Annotated in this window: 16 protein-coding genes and 1 tRNA gene; 9 read left to right on the forward strand and 8 right to left on the reverse strand. The window is 44.2% G+C overall.

What is annotated here, in order from left to right; all coding sequences use genetic code 11:
- The 4 genes from secE to deoC all read right to left on the reverse strand — a co-directional run bounded on the left by secE (window position 1) and on the right by deoC (window position 1,918).
- Window positions 1–378, reverse strand: a complete 378-nt coding sequence (gene secE, locus DS891_RS21240; RefSeq protein ID WP_010376231.1) for a preprotein translocase subunit SecE — start codon at window positions 376–378, stop codon at window positions 1–3.
- Between the two features lie 133 nt (window positions 379–511).
- Window positions 512–588, reverse strand: a tRNA-Trp gene (locus DS891_RS21245).
- Window positions 589–684: 96 nt separating this feature from the next.
- Window positions 685–1,185 carry a hypothetical protein gene (locus DS891_RS21250; protein WP_174170875.1) on the reverse strand — a complete coding sequence of 167 codons (501 nt, stop codon included), beginning with the start codon at window positions 1,183–1,185 and terminating at the stop codon, window positions 685–687.
- Window positions 1,169–1,918, reverse strand: coding sequence for a deoxyribose-phosphate aldolase (deoC, locus tag DS891_RS21255; protein WP_102055951.1), 750 nt, complete (start codon window positions 1,916–1,918; stop codon window positions 1,169–1,171). Before deoC ends, DS891_RS21250 begins: the two co-directional genes overlap by 17 nt.
- 664 nt (window positions 1,919–2,582) lie before the next feature.
- Between deoC and cysG the strand changes: the two genes are divergently transcribed.
- The 6 genes from cysG to cysQ are packed head-to-tail and all read left to right on the forward strand — an operon-like array spanning window position 2,583 to window position 9,501.
- A complete protein-coding gene (gene cysG / locus DS891_RS21260; RefSeq protein ID WP_174170876.1) occupies window positions 2,583–4,004 on the forward strand; it encodes a siroheme synthase CysG in 1,422 nt (473 codons plus the stop codon).
- Between the two features lie 42 nt (window positions 4,005–4,046).
- Window positions 4,047–4,946: a sulfate adenylyltransferase subunit CysD gene (cysD, locus tag DS891_RS21265; protein WP_010376235.1), complete on the forward strand. Its 900-nt coding sequence runs from the start codon at window positions 4,047–4,049 to the stop codon at window positions 4,944–4,946.
- Entirely contained in the window at window positions 4,946–6,361 is a 1,416-nt protein-coding gene (gene cysN, locus DS891_RS21270) for a sulfate adenylyltransferase subunit CysN (RefSeq protein WP_174170877.1), read from the forward strand. The genes cysD and cysN overlap by 1 nt, the downstream gene beginning before the upstream one ends.
- Before the next feature lie 33 nt (window positions 6,362–6,394).
- Complete coding sequence (locus tag DS891_RS21275) at window positions 6,395–8,119, forward strand: SLC13 family permease (protein ID WP_029215936.1); 1,725 nt, start codon at window positions 6,395–6,397, stop codon at window positions 8,117–8,119.
- A gap of 11 nt (window positions 8,120–8,130) precedes the next feature.
- A complete protein-coding gene (cysC, locus tag DS891_RS21280; protein WP_174170878.1) occupies window positions 8,131–8,727 on the forward strand; it encodes an adenylyl-sulfate kinase in 597 nt (198 codons plus the stop codon).
- Window positions 8,728–8,730: 3 nt separating this feature from the next.
- The gene (gene cysQ, locus DS891_RS21285; RefSeq protein WP_010376240.1) at window positions 8,731–9,501 is read left to right on the forward strand and encodes a 3'(2'),5'-bisphosphate nucleotidase CysQ; all 771 of its coding nucleotides are present in this window, start codon (window positions 8,731–8,733) and stop codon (window positions 9,499–9,501) included.
- Between the two features lie 48 nt (window positions 9,502–9,549).
- Here cysQ and DS891_RS21290 read toward each other — a convergent pair whose 3' ends face one another.
- Window positions 9,550–10,380 (reverse strand): arylamine N-acetyltransferase, encoded by an 831-nt coding sequence (locus DS891_RS21290; RefSeq protein ID WP_174170879.1) that lies wholly within the window; start codon window positions 10,378–10,380, stop codon window positions 9,550–9,552.
- Between the two features lie 133 nt (window positions 10,381–10,513).
- Complete coding sequence (locus DS891_RS21295; RefSeq protein WP_368032236.1) at window positions 10,514–13,171, reverse strand: putative bifunctional diguanylate cyclase/phosphodiesterase; 2,658 nt, start codon at window positions 13,169–13,171, stop codon at window positions 10,514–10,516.
- 156 nt (window positions 13,172–13,327) lie between these two features.
- On the opposite strand from DS891_RS21295, the gene DS891_RS21300 reads away from it, so the two are divergent.
- Window positions 13,328–14,308 (forward strand): extracellular solute-binding protein, encoded by a 981-nt coding sequence (locus DS891_RS21300; protein WP_254606007.1) that lies wholly within the window; start codon window positions 13,328–13,330, stop codon window positions 14,306–14,308.
- On the opposite strand, the gene DS891_RS21305 is transcribed toward DS891_RS21300, so the two are convergent.
- Complete coding sequence (locus DS891_RS21305; RefSeq protein ID WP_174170881.1) at window positions 14,285–14,947, reverse strand: hypothetical protein; 663 nt, start codon at window positions 14,945–14,947, stop codon at window positions 14,285–14,287. The two genes, DS891_RS21300 and DS891_RS21305, sit on opposite strands and share 24 nt — an antisense overlap.
- A gap of 84 nt (window positions 14,948–15,031) precedes the next feature.
- Window positions 15,032–15,301, reverse strand: a complete 270-nt coding sequence (locus DS891_RS21310; protein ID WP_010607806.1) for a hypothetical protein — start codon at window positions 15,299–15,301, stop codon at window positions 15,032–15,034.
- Window positions 15,302–15,499: 198 nt separating this feature from the next.
- Here DS891_RS21310 and DS891_RS21315 point away from each other — a divergent pair, with 198 nt between their 5' ends.
- Window positions 15,500–15,868, forward strand: a complete 369-nt coding sequence (locus DS891_RS21315; protein ID WP_010607805.1) for an RNA-binding S4 domain-containing protein — start codon at window positions 15,500–15,502, stop codon at window positions 15,866–15,868.
- Window positions 15,869–16,136: 268 nt separating this feature from the next.
- Window positions 16,137–18,872, forward strand: a complete 2,736-nt coding sequence (acnA, locus tag DS891_RS21320; RefSeq protein WP_174170882.1) for an aconitate hydratase AcnA — start codon at window positions 16,137–16,139, stop codon at window positions 18,870–18,872.
- The last annotated feature ends 1 nt before the right edge of the window (window position 18,873 follow it).

The following is an 18,873-nucleotide window of genomic DNA, read 5'->3' on the forward strand; positions in this document are numbered from 1 at the left end:
TCAGATCTCCAATCCAGTTAAAAAGCCTACTGCACGGAAAAGTATACCATCTAATCCCCATAGGATTAATGCCATAATCACCGTTGCAATGATCACGATGAAAGTAGTGTGAGTCGCTTCCTGACGCGTTGGCCAGATAACTTTACGTACTTCAATACGTGATTCTTTAGCAAAAGCGATAAAGGTACGGCCTTTTTCAGTCGTTACCAAAATGCCCAAAGCCGCAGCAATAGCTGCAACTACGCCAACAGCGCGTACTAAAACAGATAAATCGGCATATAGATAATTACCAACTACAGCACCAGTTAGAAGTGCAATAGCAGCTAGCCACTTTACCGTGTCCATCGAGCTTGACGAGTTTTCAACATTAGTGCTCATAATCAATTTTACCTTAAATACAGACACAACAACCCTGCATAGAACAGGGTAAATCCATTCAATCCAAATTTACAAATAAGCGACTTAAGTGGTTTTGGGTCACGTTATTTTAAATGTGGACTTGTTGCTGAATTGGCAGGGGCGGCAGGACTCGAACCCGCAACCATCGGTTTTGGAGACCGCTGTTCTACCAATTGGAACTACGCCCCTGCAAAGTGGATGCCCATTATACTGACGAAGCAAACGAAAACAAGTGTAAAAGATATGCAAAGTAACATTTAATCTAAACTTGGTTTTACGACGTCTTCAGAAAAGACGCAATAAATCTCCGTGATAAAAATCACAAAGCACCCAAACTTGCTCAAATGGATGACAATCAGGGATCTCCCAAGTGGCTTTTAAGCGCTTAAAATCGTCAAGATGATAGATGGGGCTAGCATTTCGAATTAACAACCAAACACGTTGTGAATCATAGTATTTTTTGGCTTTTTGATTGAGCAGCCGCTGTAAGCCGATACTCAGTTGTTCGGAGTCAGCGGCTTGACTCATTGCTGCCAGCTCTCTTTGCGTGGAGAGAGACAACTGACGCCCAAGCACAGCCATCGCTTCTTTCTCACTTGCATAAAAATGGGCTATTTCTATATCAAGCTGTATTTTTCCTTGATAGCAACTGACGTCCGGCTTATTGGGCTCATTGTGCCAAATATGGCGCATATGCACTGCAAACTGCTTTTCATAACTGCGTAAAAACAGTTTAGCAGCGTCATGCTCAAGTTTTATTTTTTCTGCTTCACTCGCTCTGTCCATTCACAACCACTGCTACATCACTCAATAAGCTTGAAGCACCGAATCTAAAATTCTTGGCATTGAGCCACTCGGCCCCCATAATTTCTTCAGCCAATCGTAAATATCGCTGTGCTTCAACTACTGACTTTACTCCACCGGCCGCTTTAAATCCAACCGATTTACCGCTGCTTTTGATTGTCTTAAGGATAACTTCAGCCGCTTCAGGTGTAGCATTGACAGCAACCTTTCCTGTACTTGTTTTAACAAAGTCCGCGCCCGCCATAATGGCAAGCTGCGCGGCTTCCGCAATGAGCTTTGGTTTAGCCAATACGCCACTTTCGATGATGACCTTGAGCTTTGCTTTACCTTGACAAGCAAGCTTGCTTGAATGCACATATTGCCAAGGTGTATCTGGGTCACCCGCCATCAGCTGCTGATAAGGAAGCACAAGATCAATTTCGTCGGCACCATCTGCGATTGCTGAATGAGTTTGTGCAACGACCTGCTGGAGCTTTTGTTCTCCAGATGGGAAGTTGGTCACCGTTGCCACTTTTATCTGCGGCCACTCACGCTTTTCCAACTCTTCTTTTACTAACATCACAAACTGCGGATACACACAAATCGCCGCTGGTAGTCCGATATCAGGGTTAATGCTATTCAATAATGCGAGAATACTTGCCGGCGTATCGTCCTCTTTCAAAGAGGTTAAATCCATTAAACTCAGCGACAACCGAGCATCAGATTGTAAAGTCATTACCGTGTTCCTTTTCATTCTATGTAATAAGCCTAGGGCCTGTTCATCTTTCAAGTTTGTTTTTGCAGCAACTTGATTGGTATTTATACAAGGCAGAGCCTGCGTAGCATAGTTGCTCTATGTGAGTTAGGCGATAAAGACTTTGTGCTCCTGCAAAGTCACCTTACCCCACATCCTTGTGGGGCAACACAGAAGAAATGCCAATCAAGCGCTGCCCTTTGGGTTCACCTGAGTGCGCTTTGTTCATTGTTGCTCAACTTTTGCCTAGATTACTAGGCGGCAAATTGAGCGCCGCGACCAAAACCCACTCAGAAGAACAAAAATCAAACAGCAAAGGTCAACAGACCCTAGTTAAATGCATACAGCAGGACCAACAATAGGACAAATGTCCGCATACAATTAGCTGTCGGACGCGGTTTTTACTATTGTTCATTAAATGAATATCTCATAACCAAACACTATAATCGTCAAATCACAGCAAAAACTTAAGTTAACCTAATGAAACAAAAAGAAAATTACATTTAACCACTTTCTTTATAACTTTTGGTTATATGGAGTCGGTTTAAATTATTTTTTCCCACATTTGCAACTCTATATGCTGCGCTCTATTACTGATATCAATCAATATTGATATCAACCGTCGTGATGTTTAGCAGAGGTTATCGTGCAATACTTGCCAATTTTTACCAAACTAGAAAATAAACCTGTATTGATTGTAGGTGGTGGTGAGGTTGCGCTGAGGAAGTGTCGCGCCTTTTTGAAAGCCAATGCAGCAGTCACTTTGGTTTCACCTGAGTTTTGCACTGAGCTTTTATCACTAGCAGCGGATGCAAGCGTTGCACTTCGACATAAGCCATTTGATGCATCAGACCTAGATAATGCCATGTTAGTCGTTGCGGCAACGGATATTGAAGCCGTAAATGCAGAGGTGGCAGAGCTTGCTGAAGCGCGAAACCTTTTCGTTAACGTAGTCGACGACCAACCAAAGTGTAATTTTATTTTTCCGTCAATCGTGGATAGAAACCCTATAACGATTGCCATATCCAGTGCTGGAACTGCGCCCGTCCTTGCAAGACGATTACGAGAGAAGTTAGAAACCCTTATTCCACAGCATATAGGTCCGCTGGCAACGCTTGTCGGTCAATTCAGACATAAAGTGAAAGCGCGCTTTAAACACTTTGCTGACCGCCGTCAGTTTTGGGAATCTGTCTTTGATTCAAATGTGGTAAGTGAAGTACAAGCTGGTAACAATGAAAATGCACAAATTCAACTTGAAGCCATGCTAGAAAGCACTCCCTCCCCTGAAGGCGAGGTTTATGTCGTCGGTGCGGGTCCTGGCGACCCTGAGCTACTGACGCTTAAGGCATTACAACTAATGCAACAAGCCGATGTGGTAGTGTATGATTATCTGGTATCTGACGAAATCATGGATCTTGTACGTCGTGACGCTGATTTAATCTGCGTGGGCAAAAAAGCCGGTAATCATAGTGTTAAACAAGAACACACCAACGAGATTTTGGTTGATTTAGCCAAACAAGGTAAAAAGGTTTGTAGGATAAAAGGCGGCGACCCATTTATTTACGGTCGCGGTGGCGAAGAAGTGCAGGTGTTGGCAGAAAATAACGTTAAATATCAAATTGTTCCGGGCATTACTGCTGCAGCAGGATGTAGCGCATACGCTGGTATTCCATTAACTCATAGAGATCATGCTCAAGCTATTCAATTTGTGACTGGGCATTGCAAGCAAGATGGACAAGAACTCGACTGGGAAGGCTTAGCTAAGGCGAATCAAACGCTTGCTGTATACATGGGAGTGATTAAATCGCCGCACATTCAGGCGCAATTACTCGCTCATGGCCGCTCGCCGAATACACCTGTAGCAATTGTTGAGAATGGCACGCGTAAATCTCAGCGTGTAGTAAGAACACAATTAGATCAACTTGCACAGACTATTACTGCGCATGATATTCAGTCGCCAGCACTATTGATTATTGGTGAAGTAGCAGCATTACATGAGCAATTAGCTTGGTTTAATAAGAACAATCAAATCAGTAGCTTTGCTCAACCCATTACGCAAGTCGCGTAATAACCGTAACAGATAGTTAAATTTATAAGTAGGACATTAATCATGGCTTTAACCCATCTCCAGCAACTCGAAGCTGAGAGCATAAAGATCATCCGAGAGGTTGCCGCAGAGTTTGAAAACCCGGTAATGCTGTACTCGATTGGTAAAGACTCGTCGGTACTGCTTCATCTTGCTCGTAAGGCTTTCTACCCTGCGAAGATCCCTTTTCCTCTACTCCACGTTGATACCAATTGGAAATTTAGAGAAATGATCGAGTTTCGCGATAGATTAGCAAAAGAGTATGGATTTGAACTGCTTGTGCACAAAAACCCAGAAGGGCTAGAGATGAACATAAGTCCATTTGTTCATGGTTCATCTAAGCATACCGATATCATGAAAACACAAGGCCTTAAGCAAGCGCTAGATCAATATGGTTTTGATGCGGCTTTTGGTGGTGCGCGCCGTGATGAAGAAAAATCTCGCGCAAAAGAAAGAGTTTACTCATTTAGAGATAAACACCACCGCTGGGATCCTAAAAACCAACGTCCGGAGTTATGGAATACGTATAACGGTCAAGTGAACCCTGGCGAAAGCATTCGTGTTTTCCCATTATCAAACTGGACAGAGCTCGATATTTGGCAATATATCTACCAAGAAGGTATTGAGATAGTGCCACTTTACCTCTCGAAGCCAAGACCGGTTGTCGAGCGTAACGGGACGTTAATTATGGTCGATGACGACCGCATGCCACTTGCTGAAGGTGAAGTGCCAGAAATGAAATCAGTACGCTTCAGAACGCTTGGCTGTTACCCACTAACGGGGGCTGTTGAATCAGAAGCCGATACGCTCACTGGAATTATCGAAGAAATGTTGTTATCTACGTCGTCAGAACGTGAAGGACGAGTGATTGATCATGATTCATCAGGATCAATGGAGAAGAAAAAGCGCGAGGGGTATTTCTAATGTCAACAGCAAATGAAGTGAAAGAATTAGGCATTGAAACCTACTTAGCGCGTCAGCAAGACAAGAGCTTGTTGCGTATGATGACCTGCGGCAGCGTAGATGACGGTAAATCAACGCTGATCGGCCGTCTCCTGCACGATAGCCATCAAATCTATGAAGACCAATTAGCTGCACTACACAAAGACAATGAAAAAGTCGGCAATGCGGGTGAAGATCTAGATTTAGCGTTACTCGTTGATGGCTTACAAGCGGAGCGTGAGCAAGGTATTACCATTGATGTGGCTTACCGCTATTTCTCGACAGCGAAGCGTAAATTTATTATTGCTGATACGCCGGGACACGAGCAATACACACGTAATATGGTTACGGGTGCTTCGACCAGTGATTTGGCGATTATCCTTGTCGATGCCCGTTATGGTGTGCAAGTTCAGACTAAACGCCATAGCTTTATCTGTGATTCACTGGGTATCAAACAGTTCGTTGTCGCGATAAACAAGATGGATATTGTTGATTTTGATGAGGCCGTATTTGAGCGCATAAAGGCCGACTATTTGAAATTTGCTGAACAACTGAACGTACGAGATATTCGCTTTGTGCCAATGTCAGCACTTAAAGGCGACAATGTTGTAAATCGCTCAGAAAAAACGCCTTATTATCAAGACAAACCATTGCTGGAACTGCTGGAAGACTCTCCTGCGGCAGAGCCTAATCATGGTTTTGAAGCGCGCTTCCCGGTGCAATATGTTGTGCGTCCTAATCTAGACTTTCGTGGTTTCCAAGGCACATTAACCTCTGGTAGCTTAAGCGTTGGCCAAGCGGTTAAAGTATTGCCATCAGGTAAGACTTCAACCATTAAAGAACTCGTGACTTTTGATGGTAATCTAACTCAAGTGGAAACTGGACAAGCATTCACTATCACATTAGCAGACGAAGTCGATGTGAGTCGTGGTGATGTGATTGTGCCTGCAGAGTCGACTGCTCAGGTGACGAATCAGATCACTGCTAAGCTGGTATGGATGCACGAAACACCACTACAATTGGGTAAAAGTTATAACCTTAAATTGGGTAGCAAGAAAACCGCGGCAATCGTGAAAAATATCGAGCACACTATCGATGTGAATACACTTGAGCACGGCCAAGCCGATTCATTGTCATTAAATGAAATTGCTATCGTAACCATCGAGCTGACAGAAAATGTCGTTGCGGATGAGTATTTAAATAATCGTGAAACCGGCTCGTTTATCTTAATTGATCGCCTATCTAACCTAACCATAGGTGCAGGTATGGTGGAAACGCTTCAAGCCGCAACAGCAACGTCCTCAAGTCAGTTTAGTGAATTTGAGATTGAGTTTAATGCATTAGTTCGCAAGCACTTCCCTCATTGGCAAGCGCTTGATATTTCGAAGCTAAAATAATGCAATTTAGCCTGTTAGACGAGGTATGACGTCATTATGGAACAAGTCATTTTAACAGGCATTATGCTAGCGTTAGTCGTGTGTCTTTTTGCCACACGCATTAACGCTGCATGGCTATTCACAGGCGCAATCGCCACTAGTTATTTGACTGGCCTCATCGATCTTGAATCGATGTTGGTGAATTATGCGAACCCGTCTTTAATCACGCTTGTGCTACTTATCCTAGTTTCTATTGCGATTGAAAAAACAACCTTAGTCAAAAAACTCGCCCACTCAATGGCACAAGGTAGTCTCGCAAAAGCGGTGATTAAACTGGGTTTATCCACCGCCTTTTTGTCTTCTTTTACCAATAACACTGCGGTGGTTGCTTCGCTGATCACCACCGTTAAAGAGAGCAAAACACACGCGCCTTCTAAGCTGCTATTACCGCTTTCTTATACCGCTATTTTAGGTGGTACGTTAACGCTAATAGGTACTTCTACCAACCTTATTGTTAATGGCTTTGCCGTAGAAGCAGGGATGGCACCGCTGGGCTTTTTTGACTTTACCTTAGTTGGTCTTGCCGTCCTGAGTGTTGGTTTATTGACCATCACGATTATGCTCAAATATTTGCCCGACAACGGCAAAAATAATGATGAGGTCGTGCCGTTTTATTTAGAAGGGAAAGTTGAGCCAAGCTCCAAGCTAGTTGGCCGCACGGTTGAAGAAAACGGCCTGCGCGACCTCAAAGACTTATTTCTTGCTGAAATCATTCGTGGTGAACGACGGATCTGCGCCGTTACGCCACAACAAGAAATTCTTGCTGGTGATGTTCTGCTATTTGTGGGCGACATCAACTCAGTGCCACTGTTACAGCGTTTCGATGGATTAAAGATAGTCCATGATAAACACGAGAAAGACGTTGAGCACTTGGTGGAAGTGGTCGTCAGTCAGTCTTCACGCTTTCTTGGAAAAACCATTAAAGAGATCCGCTTTAGAGAGCAGTTTCATGCTGCTATTATTGCGATACGTCGTGGTCATGATCGCCTACAAGGTGGAATCGGTCAGGTCGAATTACAAGCGGGTGACTCTTTAATACTAGCACCAAGCAGCGATTTTTATGCACTCCCCAATCTCAAACGCGAATTTGTGTATATCTCGGGCCTAGATTTACAAACACATCTATCTCGCAATAAGTCCAACACCGTACTTGCGAGTTTTGCGACAGTGGTTGGCCTTAGCATCTTTGGAGTTGTACCGCTGGTAAAAGGGTTAATCGTGTTACTCGCTGCCCTTGTGGTGCTCGGTACAATTAAAGTCCCAGAGATGAAACGCCGTTTTCCTATTGAGCTTGTCGCTATTGTTGGCAGTGCGATAGGACTGGCGAAGTTAATGATTGAAACCGGGCTGGCAGCCGAGATTTCTTCGAGCTTATTGTGGTTGTTAGGGGATTTTGGTCCTTACGGTGCATTTATCGCCATTTTTGTGATGACTGTGATATTTACCGAACTCATCACTAACAATGCCGCGGCTGCACTTTCATTCCCAGTAGCTTATGCGCTGGCAAGTGGCTTTGATGTAAGTCCATTGCCATTTGTAATGGCGGTAGCCTTTGGCGCATCCGCGAGCTTTATCTCACCTTTTGGCTATCAAACTAACCTCATGGTGTATAGCGCAGGCAACTATCGAATTCGTGATTACGTCACCATGGGACTGCCCTTGTCGTTGATTTATTCAGCGACGGTACTGACTGTTATTCCATTTGTCTTTCCATTTTAATAGAGCAAAGTATGGACGAAAATATTGTTTGGCATAACTATGCCGTAGATAAAACAAAACGTAGCGAATTAAAAGGTCATAAGCCTTGCGTGCTTTGGTTTACAGGCTTTTCAGGCTCAGGTAAAAGCACCGTGGCCAATGCTCTTGAGCATGCACTACAAGCAAAAGGCATACATACCTACCTCCTTGATGGAGATAATGTCAGGCATGGACTGTGTAAAGACTTAGGGTTCAGCGATGAAGACCGAGTCGAAAACATTCGTCGAGTGGGTGAACTCAGCAAACTCATGGTCGATGCGGGACTAATGGTACTCACCGCTTTTATCTCTCCTTTTCAAGCAGAACGAGATATGGTGCGTAACTTAGTCGCAAGCGGCGAGTTTATTGAAGTATACCTAGATACGCCGCTTGCAGTTTGCGAGCAACGAGACCCTAAAGGTTTGTATAAAAAAGCACGTGCTGGAGAAATAAAACACTTTACTGGCATTGATTCGGCGTATGAGCCCCCAATCAGTCCAGAAATATGTTTAAATACTTCCGAGCAGTCGCTGGAAGAATCTGTCCAGCATCTAATACACTATCTACTGTCAAAAAATTTAATAGGGTAAGTCATGAATCATACGGATCTGCTGGAAGAAGTATTAAATCTAAGTATTCGCGCTGGTGAAGCGATTATGGAGATTTATGCCAAGGACTTTAATGTTGAATATAAAGAAGATGAAAGTCCCGTCACTGAGGCAGATCTCGCTGCACATAAAATTATTGTTGCAGGCCTAAAGACTCTAACTCCCGAAATGCCGATATTAAGCGAGGAAAGCGCGGGTATAGATTGGCAAGAACGCCAACAATGGCAAGAGTATTGGCTGGTTGACCCCATTGATGGCACCAAGGAATTCATCAAGAAAAATGGCGAATTTACGGTAAATATTGCACTTATCAATAACGGTGAACCCATTCTTGGTGTTGTTCATGCTCCAGCACTTAATGAAAGCTACCTTGCAGAAAAAAGTATTGGCGCGTTCAAGCAAACGGGTGAAGCTCGCATAGAGCTCAAAGTCACCACCAAGCCCAATCAAGGTTTAATCAAAGTAGTTGGCTCGCGCTCACATCCTTCACCAGATTTAGCTGAGTACCTTACCCGCTTCGAGCAAGTCGACATGGTGCCTAAAGGCAGTTCACTTAAGTTATGCTTAGTGGCAGAAAGTAAAGCCGATGTTTACCCTCGTCTTGGCCCAACTTCAGAGTGGGATACCGGGGCCGGACACGCGGTGGCGAGTATCGCAGGGGCAAAGGTCAGCCAAGTGAATGGCGAGCCTCTGCGCTATAATCAAAAAGCCGAGTATCTTAACCCCTATTTTGTGGTTTCTAGGTTGGAAGACTAAGCTAGAAGGTGATAATACCGTAAACTAATTCACATAAAACCAGTCGAATTAACGTTCGACTGGTTTATTTGCGACGCGAGTTAGGAGTTTATCGTATACGCTTTTTAAAACCGCTCTTGGCGTTTCAAGCAAAAATGTCTCTTTGACCAACTGCTCCAGCTGAGCAAAGCTCTCAACTGCAGTTTCAGTAACACAGCCATCACATTCATGCCATTCAAAATAACTCTGATTACGCAGTAAATAACGATGGCAATCTGTAATTCGAGAAACCACTAAGTTATTCACAAACGCCGCTTCAGAATGTTGATGGGAATAAAAGTGTGCCACTTCACAATCGGATTCGAACACTTCAGCAAGGTCGACATGATATAAAGTGAGCGGTGCTTCTCCTTCCTCTAACAAAGTAACTTTAACTGTGTCTGCTGTTTTTTGTACCTGATAAGACTGCCGACCTTGGATAATTAAGGTCTGATTGATGTTAATCGGTACACGAGGAGACTTCACTCCAAACCCCACATCAACCAAATACTGCTCGCCGTCCAAATTTAACAATGTCATCCGATGAGAACGAGGATTGGAGAGGCTACCATTTAGCATTACTCTCGCAAGAATCGGCCTTACCGTAAACCCAAGCTGTTGCAACGCTAAAAATGCCACCTTGTTATGCTCAAAGCAGTAGCCTCCTTGTTTGTTGATCACTAAGCGGTTAAATAGTGGTAATGGGTCAAGCAACATACGCTCACCATACATGGCATTAATACTTGAGAAGGCGTAACGAGAGAGGTGTTTTTGTTGTAACTCGGTGACCAGCTCAATCCCAGCAAAGTGCTGTAACGATAAGCTGCTAAGATATTGATTGATATTCGCTTCTAATTCCATGACTGACTCCAAAAGTTGATGAAGGCAGGTTAAAACCTCAACCCATGTTAAGGTCAATAGGTATTTTTACTTTTTCAACCATTGTTTCTATTACCTCATAAGATGTCACTTTGTTATCCAAACCTCAGGTTAACTAGGCAAATAACTGATGCACTTTTTTGCTCGGCAAAGCGAGGCGTTTAGCTTCTGCCACAACCAGCGGCTTCGACATAAAATAGCCTTGCGTTTGATGACAATAAAGCCTTGATAACGTATCAAGCTGCGCTGCCGTTTCAATGCCCTCGGCTGTCACGACAAGGTTAAAGCTGTGCGCAATCGCACAAATTGCTTCAATGAGTTGCGTCGCCTTACCGCCCAGCTCAATGCCGGACATAAAAGCCCTATCTATTTTAATGCCATCCACAGGAAGATGATTGAGCCGGGCAAGGCTGCTATAACCTGTGCCAAAGTCATCAATATAGATGCCAAATCCCGCCTGATGAAGTTGCTCCAGCGGCCCTATAAGCATGTTTTCCTCTGCCATCATGGCGGATTCTGTCAATTCAAGCTTAATTTGTTTCATCGCAACATTTTCATCCTCACAGCGAGACACTAACCAATCGATAAATTCCTGCGACTGGAGTTGCAACGGAGAAACATTAACCGCGACAAAAAGGGTGCTGTCTCCTATGGCATTGATAAACTTAATCGCCTGATCAAATACCCAGCGACCAAGCTCTGAAATCTTCGCGCATTGTTCTGCGATGGGAATAAATTCCGCAGGACTTACTTCTCCGAGCGTTGGGCTATTCCAGCGTAGTAGCGCTTCGAACCCTTTTAAATTCTGCCCTTTTTGACAATAAACGGGTTGCAAATTCAGGTTTAGTTCGCGAGACATAACTATTGCCTGTAACGCTTGCTCAATCTGGATCTTTCGACCTGCTTCGCAAGCGATAGCATTAGTGAATATATGATAAGTGTTCTTGCCTCGCTTCTTTGCCTCATACATTGCAATATCGGCATCATGCAGTAGCTTCTCAGCATCGCAATGTAGACACGGAACGGTAAAGTGACGTACGCCAACGCTACCACTTACACAGTGGCTGTTACCATGGTACAGAAATGGCGCTCGGATCCGTGCAAGAATATCTTCAAGCACCCCCTCAATTGGTTCATGTAGATGCTCATCGTAAATAAGGACGGCGAATTCATCACCGCCAAGCCGAGCAATATCGGCATAGCTACTAAGCAGCATACGCATTCTTGTTGCAAACTCGATAAGCAGCCTATCGCCGGCTTGATGGCCTAAGGTATCGTTTATTAGCTTAAAGCGGTCTAAGTCAATATATAGCAAAGTAAACTTGGCGCATTTACGCTCACGGAGCTTATCAACCAAAGACACAAAGCTCTGACGATTTAGCAGATCGGTCAAGCTGTCATGTTGCGCTTTATATCGCAATTGTTCTTGGAACAGTTTAGCCTGAGTAATATCCGTCACTCTCCCCTCATACTGGCAACTATCCGGTTGATGCAGCCAATGCCCTGAATGTCTAAGCCAGATATGCTCTCCCGATTCCGCTTTTGCTAACCACTCCATTTCTTGGTGAGCTTGCTTCGTGGCAACAATCTGGTTCCACTGCTCATGACACTCAGAGTCTCGCATAAGCGCACTAAAGTCTGTATTTGGCGAAGGAATACGCCCACCAAAAAGTAACGCATTGAAAGCGGGGTTGGAGTCAATAATGTAGCCCAGGCGGTCTAGTACAAATAAACCTTCATGGCTATTAACGAATAAACTTTTATACTTACGCTCTGCAGCGACCTGTTGCTGCAAAGCCCCTAAGCGCTTATTAGATTCGACTTGTAACCTGTGGTTAGACACCTCTAAGCTTTTAGTTCTTTCAACAACTAAATTATTGACGGTGTCATTGCGGTTTTTCAGTTGTCTTAGCTGGAGCCACACCAATAAAATACAGGCGGCCAGAATAGCTAAAAAGAGTACAATCAGTACGCTATGGTTATTTAACCAACTTGGATGTAAACACGCCTCATCATACAACTGCATGGTAATGGGCAAACCATAAAAATTAATGGTGTGTACCGCACTTGGCGTTAAATTCTGAAGGTCGAAACGTGTCTGCCAATCGGAGCTATAAATAATTTCTTTTTTTGAAGAGACCAATAAGTGTTGCTTACGCTGCTGATATAATTGGCCAAATAGTGAATCCAATAAAAAAGGTAACTCAAAACTTAATCCCAGTAGCGTTTTAAACTCTCCAAAACGCGGTTGCTCTATCAATACACTGAGTTTTTGCCTATTTGGCTGGACATAGGTCGTTAAGTCATTCTCATCCCGCTCTGCAAAAATATCTCTCTCAAGTACCTCCGCCTGCCCGACTGTCTGGCCAACTTCAGACACAGGTGCGGCACGGGTAACCACCAGCCATTGGTTAGCCTGATCATCTACATTGCCTCTAACTTTAAAGTCAAAATACCCTCTTTCTCGCTGCACTTTCTCTAATATGGAGAATTGTTCAGGTGAAACCACTGCGTATGTTTCCATACTCAACCCTAAATTCGCCGTGGTAAGCTGTGATTGCGCTATCTCATAAAAGTCAGCATCTTGATGGGTATTGAGGTAGGCGTCTATCGAATACAGTAGGTGGGCAACGTGTTGCAACTTACTATCCAGTAAGTACTCTAACCGCGTCAACTCCTGCGCGCTTTTGCTTTCTGATTGGTTTTGGTAGTAAACATTCGCTATCAAGCCAACATATATCAAACAGGCGAACAACAATATGAACCCCAACACAGGAAGCCTTCGCTTAAAAACCTGCTGAGCACTATGGAGAATGGCATTTGTAAAAACGCGTCGTTTAAATCTGGACATCTTCATCGAACATTGTATGCTACACCTATTCGATAATAATTCTTATTTGCAATGAATAAAAGTAAACTTTTTCTTTTTTTGCTCTTTTGGGTACATTTTGGTCAAGCGGTTGCGAAGCAACCCCACACCTCGCAAGTAAACGTCTATTCATTTAGAAAATATGAATTAATTCAACCTGTCCTCCAGGCATTTGAAAAAGAGACTGGGATCACCGTAAACCTCGTAAATGGTAAATCAGCACAACTGCTTGAGCGTCTCAAAAGCGATGGCGCGGACTCAAAGGCCGATGTGTTGCTCACCTCCGACCTAATTCAGCTGCATGATTACAAAGCACTACTGCGTCCTATCGACAAGATCACAAATTGGCAAGCAGTAAATCCTGAACTCAAGGATGATGATAAGCGTTGGCTCAGTGTTTCGATAAGGACACGCGCATTATTCCGTAAAAAAGGTGTTTCTACACCCTTGCCCGAGCACTTTTCGGATTTAGATAAATCGCTTTACAAGGGTAAATTTTGCATTCGCCAGTGGTCTCATAGTTATAACTTGACGTTAGCATCGAGCCTCTACGCTTCTTCAAATAGCAATGACTCCTCATGGCTCAACCACGCTAATACGCTATTAGCAAAGCGTCCTGCTGGAGGAGATAGAGATCAACTGCGAGCGCTTGCACAAGGCCAATGTGAATTTGCGCTGGCGAATCACTATTACTGGAGCATGATGCAGCACTCCGAGAATAAGCGCGATAAGGCACTTGCCGAACAGCTAGAGATCCACTTTCTGAAAATGCACTCGGGAAAAACGCCTATTTCTACCACCACGGTTGCGATAGCAAAGCATTCACCCAATGCACACAATGCCGAGCTATTTATTGATTTCTTGCTGAAACCGAGTACTCAATCCATGTATGCTAATTTGCTTCATGAATATCCTGTGATTCAGAGCTCGCAAACGGCTCCTACTCCATTTGTCCCCGCCACGAAACAGGTGAAACTCGGCCTGCAGCAAGTGTCACGAGCCCAACGAGTTATTAACTCACTCAGCAAAGATCACTTGTAAGTCACAGTTAAATACAGGCACAGGCCCATCGAAAAGCTGCTGGCGGGTAAATGTTTTTGCAGGCTTGGGTCCTTGTAATGTCTGCACTGTATGTTCACGCTCGGCATACACTTGCTGGTAGGGGTGCTGCTCGGATTTCTCATGCCACGTGAGCGTAAGAGAATTACTTTTATAGATCCAACGCCCCCGATACTCAGTGCCAACCTGCTGCCAATGACCATTGGGTTTCAGCTGCAATTGGATAGAATCATCTTTACATTGGTGGGCAAACAATAGATCTGGCAATGCTTGAGCAGCTCTGTTTTGCACCAGATACAACCCCGCGTTATTCGGTGTATAACGGTGCCCTTCCATATTAAATTCTGAAATTGTCAGCGTATCAAAACCAATCTCTTTCACTACATATTCAATATCCCTAAGCCAATTGTCGCCTGAAGTCATCGGTGGAATATTTAATTGTGCACTCTCATATTGTAGCGGTACGGGAAGCTCGGTAAAACGATAATGAATATCTCGCTTTTCTAATGCTTGAACTAAGTTAGCTCTAGTACCTTCATCGAGGCCGGATTCAAAGATATGTAAAGTTTGGGTGCTACAGCCACCCAATAATAAAGTAGCAATTGCGAAGATACGTTGCATTGTCATCCTTGGTGTTACGCCTCGGTTTGAAATGCACCTTCCTAGGGAAGTATGCTTCAACCTCAGTCTTATTAATGCTTCAAATTAACACCTAGACAACCAATTTTCAACAGAAGATTTAGGGTAAAGAATATCTTTAAACAATCGATGCTGTTGATGACGTAAGTGCAGTTCCTGACTTGGCAGCCCGGCTTGCACCTGACTATGATGCTCATTAAATCGGGAGATGACAGAAAGCTTATCCTTGGCTTGTGTGAGAGACTCATTGACATAGTGACGTACATCATCCGCGGTCATTAGATCTGTCTTATCTACATTCATAAGCTCTTTTCTTAATGCTGTGCGAATACCCATCGTTGCCTCCATAAAATACTGATAAAAACAAATCGCGTGGACGGCTTGCAAGATACACACCAAATGCTTCAGTAATGTTAAAGACCCCGGATTTAACGAAAAAGTTTCGTCATTCACCGCAGTAATTTTATATACTGTCGTATAAGGCAATAAGACACTAGCTGTGTTAGGTAAATACGGCATGTTGAGGTTATGAAAATGCAAGATGGGTTTATTGAAATTGAGCTCGAAGAAGAGCCGATAGAATTGTGTAACCTTTTGAAAGTGCTCGACTTAGCAGAAACTGGTGGACATGCTAAGTTATTGATCACTGAAGGTTATGTAGCAGTCAACGATGAAATATGTACGCAAAAACGTAAAAAGATTTATTCAGGCGATATTCTGCATTTTAATGGTGATGAATTTCATTTAACCTTAGCACCTGATGCAACGCCGCAACCGCGTGCAGTTGCCACTCCACGCGCCGAAACGGCACCAACGCCGAGTAAGAAAAAACGACAAAAGTCAGGAAAATCTTACACACAAGTGGACAAAAATACAGGCCGAAAACCCATTTCCTTTGGCTAGCAATCTCACACGCTGACGTATTTAATTACAAAAATGCTCACCTTTTTAGTGCACCGATGCTTCGCGAAAGTGCACTTCCCCCTTGAAAAAGTGTCCAATCAACACTAGGACTATAGCAGTACAAAAAAACGGCAAGTCTGCAACTGGTACATTCTATGCACCTTGTTATGCATTTTTAGAACAAAACCAATTCATTTAATTGGATGCTCTACTTCCCTCTTATATAGAGCAAATCTTAAGTGCAGTTGGTATAAGGAAAGGGTCAAGCATGAATAATTCATATAACACCCTGACTCAGCTTACCGTCGGCGAGCGTCAGGTCCATATTCACTCACTTCCAGCTTTAAGCGATAGGGCAAGAAGATTACCGTTTTCGCTTAAAATTTTATTAGAAAATTTACTGCGTCATGAAGATGGCAAGAACGTGACTGCTCAAGACATCGATGCCTTACTCAACTGGAAGCCGGAAGATAAACCCAGTAAAGAAGTTGCATTTACGCCCGCGCGTGTCGTGATGCAAGATTTTACAGGCGTACCAGCCATCGTGGATCTTGCAGCAATGCGTGACGCTATGGCAAAACTCGGTGGCGATCCAAATAAAATCAATCCCTTATCACCCGCTGAAATGGTCATAGACCACTCTGTACAAGTAGACGAATATGGCCACGATGGCGCCTTTGATCTTAATGCAAAGTTAGAGTACCAACGCAACAAAGAGCGCTATGAATTTTTGCGCTGGGGGCAAGGCGCGTTTGACAATCTAAAAGTGGTGCCACCCGCAACCGGGATCGTGCACCAAGTTAACCTAGAGTATTTAGCACGTGTCGTATTCGAAAAAGAAATCGATGGTATGCCATTCGCCTACCCTGATACATTAGTGGGAACTGACTCTCATACCACAATGATCAACGGTCTTGGCATTTTAGGTTGGGGCGTAGGCGGCATTGAGGCCGAAGCCGCCATGCTTGGTCAGCCAATTTCGCTGCTCATTCCTCAGGTCGTTGGTTTTAAACTGGAAGGACAGTTGCCTGAAGGCACAACCGCAACTGATTTGGTACTCACCGTGACACAAATGCTACGTGAACACGGCGTAGTGGGTAAGTTTGTCGAATTCTTTGGTGATGGCTTAGCAGACTTACCACTTGCCGATCGTGCCACCATCGCCAACATGGCACCTGAATATGGGGCAACCTGCGGTATTTTCCCCATTGATAACGAAACCTTGGAGTATCTACGACTAACCAATCGTGATGAAGAAAAAATTGCATTAATCGAAGGTTATGCCAAACATCAAGGCATGTGGCGAGAACCAGGAGATGAACCACTTTACACCGACGTACTGACACTAGACTTAGCGACAGTGGTTCCAAGCCTTGCAGGTCCAAAGCGCCCACAAGATAGAATTCCTCTCAATGACGCAGGCAAAACAATTCAAGCCCATTTAGGTGAATTCCAACATGAGCGCAGTGAAAAAAATGCCGTGTCAGATCAAGATGAAGCTCGCACTGTTGGTGAAGGCGGGACTTCTCGAGTTGATCAAGATGAGCCCGCGACGCTTGGCGTCGGTAAGGTTACATTTAAAGAGCAAGAGTTTGAATTAGTCGATGGCGCCTGCGTAATTGCCGCCATCACAAGTTGCACAAACACCTCTAATCCAAGTGTTATTCTTGCCGCAGGCCTTGTTGCACAAAAAGCAAAGACACTTGGCTTAAAGCCTAAGCCTTGGGTAAAAACCTCATTGGCTCCTGGCTCAAAAGTAGTTACCGATTACCTAAAACAAGCCGAGCTATTGGAACCGCTTGCTGAACTAGGTTTTGATTTAGTGGGCTATGGTTGTACGACTTGTATCGGCAACTCAGGTCCCTTACCGAAAGAAATTAACGAAGCCATCGTTAAACATCAGCTGGTTGTCAGTTCCATCTTATCAGGAAACCGCAACTTTGAGGGGCGGATCCACCAAGATGTAAAAATGAACTTCCTCGCCTCGCCGCCACTTGTCGTTGCGTATGCACTTGCAGGTCGCACTGATATCGATGTCTACAATGAGCCATTGTGCCAAACCGATGATGGCCAAGATGTGTTCTTAAAAGACATTTGGCCATCGGTCTCTGAAGTCAGTGAACTTGTATCTCAGACAGTAACACAAGCTATGTTTGAGAAGAACTATGCAGACGTTTACCAAGGCGACCAACATTGGCAACAAATCGCGGTAAATCAGAGTGAGCGCTATGATTGGCAAGATAGCTCTACTTATATTCGAAAAGCCCCTTTCTTTGATAATATGAGTAAAGAGCCACCTGGGATCCCAAGTATCAAAGGCGCACGCTGTCTCGCTAAACTGGGCGACTCAGTGACGACTGACCATATTTCTCCAGCAGGTAATATTAAAGCTTCGGCACCAGCTGGGGAGTATTTACAAGCGCAAGGAGTGAAACAAGCTGATTTTAACTCTTATGGTTCGCGTCGTGGTAACCACGAAGTTATGATGCGAGGTACGTTTGCAAACGTACGTTTACGCAATCAATTGGCTCCGGGTACCGAAGGTGGTATTACTCGCCTATTACCTGAGGGCGAACTTATGAGTATTTTCGATGCTGCGGAGCATTATCAGCAGCGTAATACGCCACTCGTTGTGCTCGCGGGCAGTGAGTACGGCACGGGTTCATCACGAGACTGGGCTGCTAAAGGGTCTTTACTACTTGGGATTAAAGCCGTACTTGCTAAAAGCTACGAGCGTATTCACCGTTCTAACCTCATTGGTATGGGGGTATTACCGCTACAATTTAAACCAGATGATGGCCACGAAGAACTGGGACTAACTGGCGAAGAAGAGTTTGAAATTGAAGGGATATACGACACATCAACCGAAGTGGTAGTCACGGCAACAAATGCGGATGGCAAAGAAATCAAGTTTTCGGCGGATATCCGGATCGATACCCCTAAAGAGTGGGAGTACTACCAACATGGCGGGATTTTACAGTACGTCTTAAGACAAATGCTATAGG

Origin of the sequence: Pseudoalteromonas sp. JC28 (assembly GCF_013319255.1) — a bacterium.
Taxonomy (GTDB): domain Bacteria; phylum Pseudomonadota; class Gammaproteobacteria; order Enterobacterales; family Alteromonadaceae; genus Pseudoalteromonas.